Raw genomic sequence first — 7,622 nt, 5'->3', positions numbered from 1 at the left:
GCATAAACAGAATCGGCACTTAAAAAATATTTTCTTAATATTTCTTTTTGTTCAGAATTTAGGTTGGCTGGAGTTTCCACTTTAATATTAACAAACATATCACCTTTTGAAAAAGAATTTAGAATTTTCATACCCTTGCCTTTTACCCTAAAAATTTGCCCACTTTGAGTTCCCGCAGGAATTCTTAATTCTATAGTACTACCATCAATTGTAGGAATTTCTATATTATCACCCACCGCTGCCAAGACCATTGGAATACTAACTTGGACATTTAAATTATTGTCTGTTTTAGTAAAAGTTTTATGTGCTTTAATATTAATACCAACAAATAAATCTCCTGCTTCTCCTCCTCTAAATCCAACTTCCCCCTGACCTTGCAAACGAATTCTCATACCGCTCCCGATACCTGAGGGAATATCTATACTAAGAGTCTTATGTTTCGGTACAACCCCGTTTCCTTTACAATTTTTACAAGAGTTTTTTAGAGACTCTCCTGCTCCACCGCAAACATGACAGGTTTGCTCCACGGAAAAGAAGCCGTTTCTAGCTCTAATCCTACCACTACCCTTACAAGTTGTACATGTGGTATATTCAGGTTGCCCATCAGCTCCGGAACCGTTACATCTCCCACAAGCAGATTTAATTTCTATTTGAATATCTTTCTTAGCACCGAAAAAAGCCTCTTCTAAGGTAATTTCCATATTATATAATAAATCATTACCTCTGTTGCTTTGCTTAGATTTTTTTCTACCTCCGAAAATATCTTCAAATCCTCCAAAATTACCAAAAATGTCTTCAAAGAAGCTAGAAGAAAATCCTCCTGCTCCAAATCCTTGTGAAGAATATCCTCCTCCGCTAGGATTATATGCTCCAGCATCGTACTGTGCCTTTTTTTGAGAATCTTTTAAACACTCATAAGCTTCACCAATTTCTTTAAATTTATTCTCTGACTCTTTATTTCCTCTATTGTTATCAGGATGATGTTGTTTAGCTAAATTAAGATATGCAGACTTTATTTCTTTCTCTGTAGCATTTTCTTTAACCCCTAAGATTTTATAATAGTCTTTACTCATTTTTTTTAATCCATTTCTTATTTTATTATTTAATTACAAATAAACTAAGAGCATGTACCTAAAGTATATACTCTTAGTTTTTGTATAGTTAACTTGAAAATAAATTTTGCCTATTATTTTTTTTCTTCATATTTGGCATCTACTATATCTTCTTTATTGTTACCAGCGACTTGTGCTTCACCCTCAGTTACTCCCTCAGTAGTTTCTCCGGCTGTTGCCTGTGCTGTGGCTTGTTTCTCGGCTTCTTGCTTATAAAGTAATTCTCCGAGTTTCATTGCAACACTAGTTAGGGCTTCCGTTTTCTTTTGAATATCTTCAGCAGAAATCGTAGTTGTGGTATCGTCTTTAGCAGTTTTTAAATCAACAATTGCTGTTTCAATTTCAGTTTTAAGTTCTGTTGAAACTTTATCTCCTAAATCATATAGTTGTTTTTCTACATTATGAATTTGATTATCTGCTACATTTACTGCTTCAATTTTAGCTTTCTTTTCTAAATCAGCTTCAGCATTTTCTTCAGCATCTTTAATCATTTTTTCAATTTCTTCTTTTGATAATCCGCCTGAAGGTTGAATTTTAATTTGCTGAACTTTACCTGTAGCTTTATCAGTAGCAGAAACATTTACAATTCCGTTAGCGTCTATATCAAAAATTACTTCAATTTGCGGAACTCCTCTTGGCGAAGAAGGTAATCCTATTAAATCAAAAGCCCCTAATAACTTATTATCATGAGCTATAGATCTTTCTCCTTGGAACACCCTAATAGTTACTGCACTTTGATTATCTTCTGCAGTTGAAAATACTTGACTTTTTTTAGTAGGGATAGTGGTATTTTTTTCAATTAATTTAGTAAATACTCCTCCCAAAGTTTCTATTCCTAGTGAAAGAGGGGTTACATCAAGTAATAATACATCCTTAACGTCTCCTTTTAAAACACCGCCCTGAATAGCCGCACCAACAGCTACAACTTCATCAGGATTCACCCCTTTATGAGCTTCTTTTCCAAAAAATTCTTTTACAACCTCAGCAACTTTAGGCATTCTAGTCATTCCTCCTACTAAAATCACCTCATCAATTGTAGAGGCTTGAAGTTTAGCATCCTTTAAAGCAGCTTTACACGGATCCATAGTTCTTTTTATTAAATCAGCTACTAAGGATTCAAACTTAGCTCTAGTTAGTTTAATATTTATATGCTTAGGACCACTAGCATCTGCTGTAATAAAAGGTAAATTAATATCAGTTTGCATAGAGCTGGATAGTTCAATTTTGGCTTTTTCAGCAGCTTCTTTTAATCTTTGTAAAGCCATAGTATCTGTAGTTAAATCTATACCAGATTCCTTTTTGAACTCTTCAATCAGGTAAGAAATAATTTTTCTATCAAAATCTTCACCCCCTAAAGTTGTATCTCCGTTAGTAGATTTTACTTCAAATACCCCATCATTTATTTCTAAAATAGAAACATCAAAAGTACCACCTCCGAGGTCGTACACTGCTACAATACCATTTTTCTTTTTATCTAAACCATATGCTAAAGCAGCAGCGGTTGGTTCATTGATAATTCTTAAAACATTTAAACCGGCAATTTTACCGGCATCGTTAGTGGCTTGTCTTTGAGCATCATCAAAATAAGCCGGCACGGTAATTACTGCTTCAGTTGGTTTTTCTCCTGAGAAACTTACTGCTGTATCTACCATTTTTTGTAAAATAATTGCGCTAATTTCCTGAGGAGTATAAGTTTTACCTTCAACTTCTACTGAGGCATCACCGTTTTTTCCTGCTACAATTTTATAAGGAGATAATTTCTTTATGGCTTCAATATCTTTATCTTTAAATTTTCTACCGATTAATCTCTTAATTGCAAACAAAGTAGCTTTAGGGTTAGTTACTGCCTGTCTTTTAGCAGGTTGTCCTACTAATTTTTCACCATCCTTAGTAAAACCGACCATTGAAGGTGTTGTTCTTGCACCTTCTGAATTTTCAAGCACTCTAGGTTCTTTACCATCCATTACCGCCACACAAGAATTAGTTGTTCCTAAATCTATTCCTATTACTTTTGCCATTTTTTCTATCCTTTCTCTCTTGTTATTATATTATTAGTTGTCTTATAATTTGAGTTTCTTAATTATATCTTATTATAGGTAAGAAGATTTTTTTATTTATGCAAGGCTAATTATGAATTTTTTATTATAGCTACCTTAGCAGGTCTGAGCAATCTTTCTCCTAAAATATAGCCTTTTTCTAAAACTTCAATAATTTGTTCGTCTTCTTTGCTTCCATCTACTTTGCTATATAAAGATTCATGTAAATTAGCATTAAATTTTTGCCCTAATGCCTCTACTTCTCTTACTCCGTATTTTTGTAAAATTTTTTCAGACTCAGCGTAAGTTAAAGTAATCCCTTCTATAAAACCCTTAAGGTTTTCTGCATTTATTTCTTTGGATTGTTTATTTTGTACCTCAACTAGGGCTTTTAAAAAAATATCCATTACTCCTAAAATATCTTTAGCAAAGGATGCTATAGCATACGTACTAACATCTTTTTGCATTTTGTCATATCTTTTTCTAGCATTATCTAAATCTGCTAAAGCCATTAAATATTTATTATCATATACTTGAATCTGTTGTTGTAATTCTTTAATTTGTAATTCTGTACTTTGTAGCTCAGCACTGGTATTTTCTGTTGTTAATCCCGGTTCTTGATTCAAGCCATCTTCTGTTTTAGATTGTAAAGTCTTAGAAATATTATTTTTCTCAGTATTTTCTTGAATATTTTCTGTATTAAAATTCTCCTTAAGACTTTCCCGTGAATTTTTATTAGTCATATTTTAGCTCCACCATTTAATTTTATATCTTATAATACAGATAGTATATTTTTTTATTTTTGCATTAGTATTTTGAAAATAAATTTTATATGTTATAAATTGATTTATAATTGATTTTTTATATACTTAAGAGTTATTAAATGCAGAGACCCTCTGGCAGAATTTATAATAAATTGCGAGAAATTAGCTTTGAACCCCACTACTTAAAAAATTCTGAAGGTTCCTGTCTTATTGGTTTCGGTAATACTAAAGTAATTTGTACTGCTACTATTGAAGAAAAAGTCCCTAGTTTTTTAAAGAATAAGGGAATGGGTTGGATTAGTGCTGAATACGGAATGTTACCAGGTTCCACTAATACAAGAATTGAGCGTGAAGCTGTAAAAGGCAAACAAACCGGTAGAACTCAAGAAATTCAAAGATTAATCGGTAGAAGTCTTAGAGCAGTAACTAATCTAAAAGCCTTAGGTGAGAGACAAGTAAAAATAGACTGTGATGTGCTGGAGGCAGACGGCGGGACTAGAACTGCTTCCATTAATGGTGCTTATATTGCTCTTTTTTTAGCTTTACATAAATTACATAAAAAAGGTGTTTTGCAGTTTTTCCCTATTAATACCGAAGTAGCAGCTATTTCTTGTGGGATTTATAAAACTACTCCGATTTTAGATTTAGATTATCTTGAAGATAGTAATGCTGAGGTAGATGCTAATTTTGTACTCAACGGAGAGGGGAAACTTATAGAAATTCAAGCCACTGCAGAACAAAAACCCTTAAGTTTTGAACATTTAACAGATTTAATGCAACTAGCAAAAACCGGAATTCAAGAAATTATTACTTTACAAAGAAAAACCCTGTTATCTCTGACTATCCAATAAAAAATTATGATAAATTTACTAAAGAAAACCATAGTTCTAGCTTCACATAATACTAATAAATTACTAGAATTACAAACTATTTTAGTTCATTATGACGTAAAATTAACTAAATCCTCTGATTATAATTTAAAAGATCCTGTTGAAGATGGTACTACTTTTGCACAAAATGCTTTAATTAAAGCCAAATTTGTTGCGGAAGAGACTGGATTAATTGCTTTGGGAGATGATTCCGGATTAGAGATAGTAGCTCTTAATAATCAACCTGGGATTTTTTCCGCACGTTGGGCTATTAATAATGATTATAATATTGCCATACATACCATAGAAAACCTCATGAATAAACAACATTTAGAAACCGGAATTAAAAATTGGGAAGCACGTTTTGTTTGTGTTTTATGTTTATATTTTCCTAGAACTAAAATTTTTGAATTTTTCACCGGAATAGTAAAAGGGAGTATTACTTTTCCAAAAAAAGGTAATAACGGCTTTGCTTATGATTCTATTTTTAAACCCAATGGGTATGATATAACTTTTGCAGAGATGGAGTCTGTATTTAAAAATACTATTAGTCACAGACAACATGCTATTAATAATTTAGTAAAATACTGTTTCCCTACAGTTGCTTAATAATCTTCTTTAACTGCTTATCAAAAGAATTTTTCTTTTAATCTTTATCCTAACTATTCTTAAATTACTAAAAATTCCTTGCTAAAGACTTACTCTACTAGTAAACTTCACTTACAGGCTCTTAATAAAAAATTTTAATATGAATACTTCCGAACAAGTACCAAGTCCTTTAAAAACAAACCTTTCTGCACGAGGAAATAAACTTAGTATTTATATTCATTGGCCTTATTGCCTTGCAAAATGTCCTTACTGTGATTTTAACAGTTACTCTTTTAAACATATTGATTATGAACTTTGGGAAAATGCTTATTTAGCAGAACTACAAAAACACAGTAATTTTTTAAGAAATAAAACTATTACTTCGGTTTTTTTTGGAGGTGGAACCCCTTCTCTTATGAAAGTAAGCACTGTTGAAAAAATTCTTAATTTTATAGCCCTTATTAATAAAAATATTTTACCTACGGAAGTAACTCTAGAGGCTAATCCTTCTACTATAGAAGTTGAAAAATTTAAAAATTTAAAAACTGTTGGTATTAATAGAATTTCTATCGGTATCCAATCTTTTAATCAGCAAAATTTACAATTCTTAGGAAGAAATCATAATGTAAATGAAGCCCAAATTGCCCTTGATTTAGCTAATACCCTTTTTGAAAGAGTATCTTTTGATTTAATTTGTGCTCTACCTCACCAAGAATTACAATCTTGGCTAACAGAACTTAATTATGCCTTAAAATTTTTTAAAGAACATATCTCTATTTATCATTTAACAATAGAACCCAATACTGTTTTCTATACTAAAAACATTCCTACTATTTCTGAAGAGAAAGGAGCAGAATTTTTCATAGAAACTATCACTACCTTAGCACAACATAATATCAAACAATATGAAATTTCTAATTTTTCAACAGAACATAAAGAAAGTATTCATAATTTAAATTATTGGGAAGGAGGGTTTTATCTGGGAATAGGTCCAGGAGCTTATGGTAAACTTTATTATAATCAGAAATTTATTAGTACAGAGCAAATCAAAAATCCTAAAAAATGGTGTGACCAAGTTCTAAAAAACTCTACTATTTTTTCTGATAATACTTTTAATGTTTTTGAAGAACTCTCAACTCTACAACGCTTTGAAGAAGTAATTATGACTTATTTACGTCTCAATAAATGTATTCCCAAAGATTTATCCCAACATTTATCTCCTGCGAAAATTAAATTCTTAATCGAGAATAAGCTACTATTAAAAAATCATAATTCTGAAATAACTACTACTCTGCAAGGTAAACTTTTGTTAAATTATGTTATTTCACAGTTATTAGTTGAATAATACTGGTCTTTTTATAAAATTTTTATAAAAATCTTCAAAAAAAATTATAATGTTGTAAAAAGTTCTTTATTTTCTACTTGACAAATCAGTGATGATAAACAATACTATGGAGTAGAAACATCAATATTAAAATTCTTTTATGGAGTTTTTTTATAATGATTACTAAGGAAATAAATGAATTTAGAGACTATAAAAAATATTTTACAAAAACAATTAGTTGTGTCTTGTCAAGCTTTAAGTAACGAACCTTTACATAGTTCTTTTATTATGTCTAGAATGGCTTTGGCTGCTAAAGAAGGCGGGGCAGTAGCAATTAGAGCAAACACTATTGAAGATATTCAAGCAATTAAAGCTACTACTAATTTACCAATAATTGCTCTATTAAAAAAAGAATATCCTGATTCAGCAGTTTATATTACTCCTACTCTAAAAGAAATTGAAGAATTATTCACTATTCAGCCTGACGTAATTGCTATCGATGCTACTTCAAGAATCCGTCCCTTCAAACAAAAATTAGAAGATTTTTTTTCTTTAGTAAAAAAGACTTATCCTAAACAGCTCTTTATAGCTGATATTTCTACTATTGAAGAGGCAGTTTTTGCAGAAAAATTAGGATTTGATTTAATAGCTACAACTCTCCATGGCTATACCAATGATACTAAAGGGAAAACTGTCCCAGATAATAATTTTCAATTTATTAAAGAATTAGTACAAAATGTAAAAATTCCAGTTTTAGCTGAAGGCAACATAGATACTCCGGAACAAGCTAAGCTTGCTTTAAGTGTTGGGGCTTTTTCTATAGTTGTAGGAACCGCAATTACTAGACCACAATTAATTACTAAAGCTTTTGTAAAGGCATTGATTTCATTAAACTAATTTAAAAAATCTTATTATAGAATAAATAATTA

The 7,622-nt window shown here is 30.8% G+C and carries 7 protein-coding genes; 4 read left to right on the top strand and 3 right to left on the bottom strand.

The window, feature by feature from the left end:
• From dnaJ to ACQCX0_RS04290, 3 genes are all read right to left on the bottom strand, one after another.
• Positions 1-1,073, bottom strand: a 1,073-nt coding sequence (gene dnaJ / locus ACQCX0_RS04300) for a molecular chaperone DnaJ (RefSeq protein WP_462562947.1), incomplete at its 3' end; no start/stop codon positions are given.
• A gap of 113 nt (positions 1,074-1,186) precedes the next feature.
• On the bottom strand, positions 1,187-3,130 hold the full coding sequence (gene dnaK, locus ACQCX0_RS04295; protein WP_462562946.1) for a molecular chaperone DnaK: 1,944 nt from the start codon (positions 3,128-3,130) through the stop codon (positions 1,187-1,189).
• Positions 3,131-3,240: 110 nt separating this feature from the next.
• On the bottom strand, positions 3,241-3,891 hold the full coding sequence (locus ACQCX0_RS04290; RefSeq protein WP_462562945.1) for a nucleotide exchange factor GrpE: 651 nt from the start codon (positions 3,889-3,891) through the stop codon (positions 3,241-3,243).
• Between the two features lie 140 nt (positions 3,892-4,031).
• On the opposite strand from ACQCX0_RS04290, the gene rph reads away from it, so the two are divergent.
• The 4 genes from rph to ACQCX0_RS04270 all read left to right on the top strand — a co-directional run bounded on the left by rph (position 4,032) and on the right by ACQCX0_RS04270 (position 7,590).
• Positions 4,032-4,763: a ribonuclease PH gene (gene rph, locus ACQCX0_RS04285; protein ID WP_462562944.1), complete on the top strand. Its 732-nt coding sequence runs from the start codon at positions 4,032-4,034 to the stop codon at positions 4,761-4,763.
• A 6-nt stretch (positions 4,764-4,769) separates the two neighbouring features.
• Complete coding sequence (rdgB, locus tag ACQCX0_RS04280) at positions 4,770-5,390, top strand: RdgB/HAM1 family non-canonical purine NTP pyrophosphatase (protein WP_462562943.1); 621 nt, start codon at positions 4,770-4,772, stop codon at positions 5,388-5,390.
• Positions 5,391-5,529: 139 nt separating this feature from the next.
• The gene (hemW, locus tag ACQCX0_RS04275) at positions 5,530-6,714 is read left to right on the top strand and encodes a radical SAM family heme chaperone HemW (RefSeq protein WP_462562942.1); all 1,185 of its coding nucleotides are present in this window, start codon (positions 5,530-5,532) and stop codon (positions 6,712-6,714) included.
• Positions 6,715-6,888: 174 nt separating this feature from the next.
• Positions 6,889-7,590 (top strand): N-acetylmannosamine-6-phosphate 2-epimerase, encoded by a 702-nt coding sequence (locus ACQCX0_RS04270; protein ID WP_462562941.1) that lies wholly within the window; start codon positions 6,889-6,891, stop codon positions 7,588-7,590.
• Positions 7,591-7,622 lie beyond the last annotated feature (32 nt).

Source organism: Candidatus Hepatincolaceae symbiont of Strigamia maritima, from assembly GCF_055505085.1.
This window is presented reverse-complemented; position numbering and strand designations above follow the sequence as displayed.

Coding starts and splice junctions, on each gene's coding strand:
- dnaK (WP_462562946.1), bottom strand. CDS start 3,130: ATGGCAAAAGTAATAGGAATAGATTTAGGAACAACTAATTCTTGTGTG.
- ACQCX0_RS04290 (WP_462562945.1), bottom strand. CDS start 3,891: ATGACTAATAAAAATTCACGGGAAAGTCTTAAGGAGAATTTTAATACA.
- rph (WP_462562944.1), top strand. CDS start 4,032: ATGCAGAGACCCTCTGGCAGAATTTATAATAAATTGCGAGAAATTAGC.
- rdgB (WP_462562943.1), top strand. CDS start 4,770: ATGATAAATTTACTAAAGAAAACCATAGTTCTAGCTTCACATAATACT.
- hemW (WP_462562942.1), top strand. CDS start 5,530: ATGAATACTTCCGAACAAGTACCAAGTCCTTTAAAAACAAACCTTTCT.
- ACQCX0_RS04270 (WP_462562941.1), top strand. CDS start 6,889: ATGAATTTAGAGACTATAAAAAATATTTTACAAAAACAATTAGTTGTG.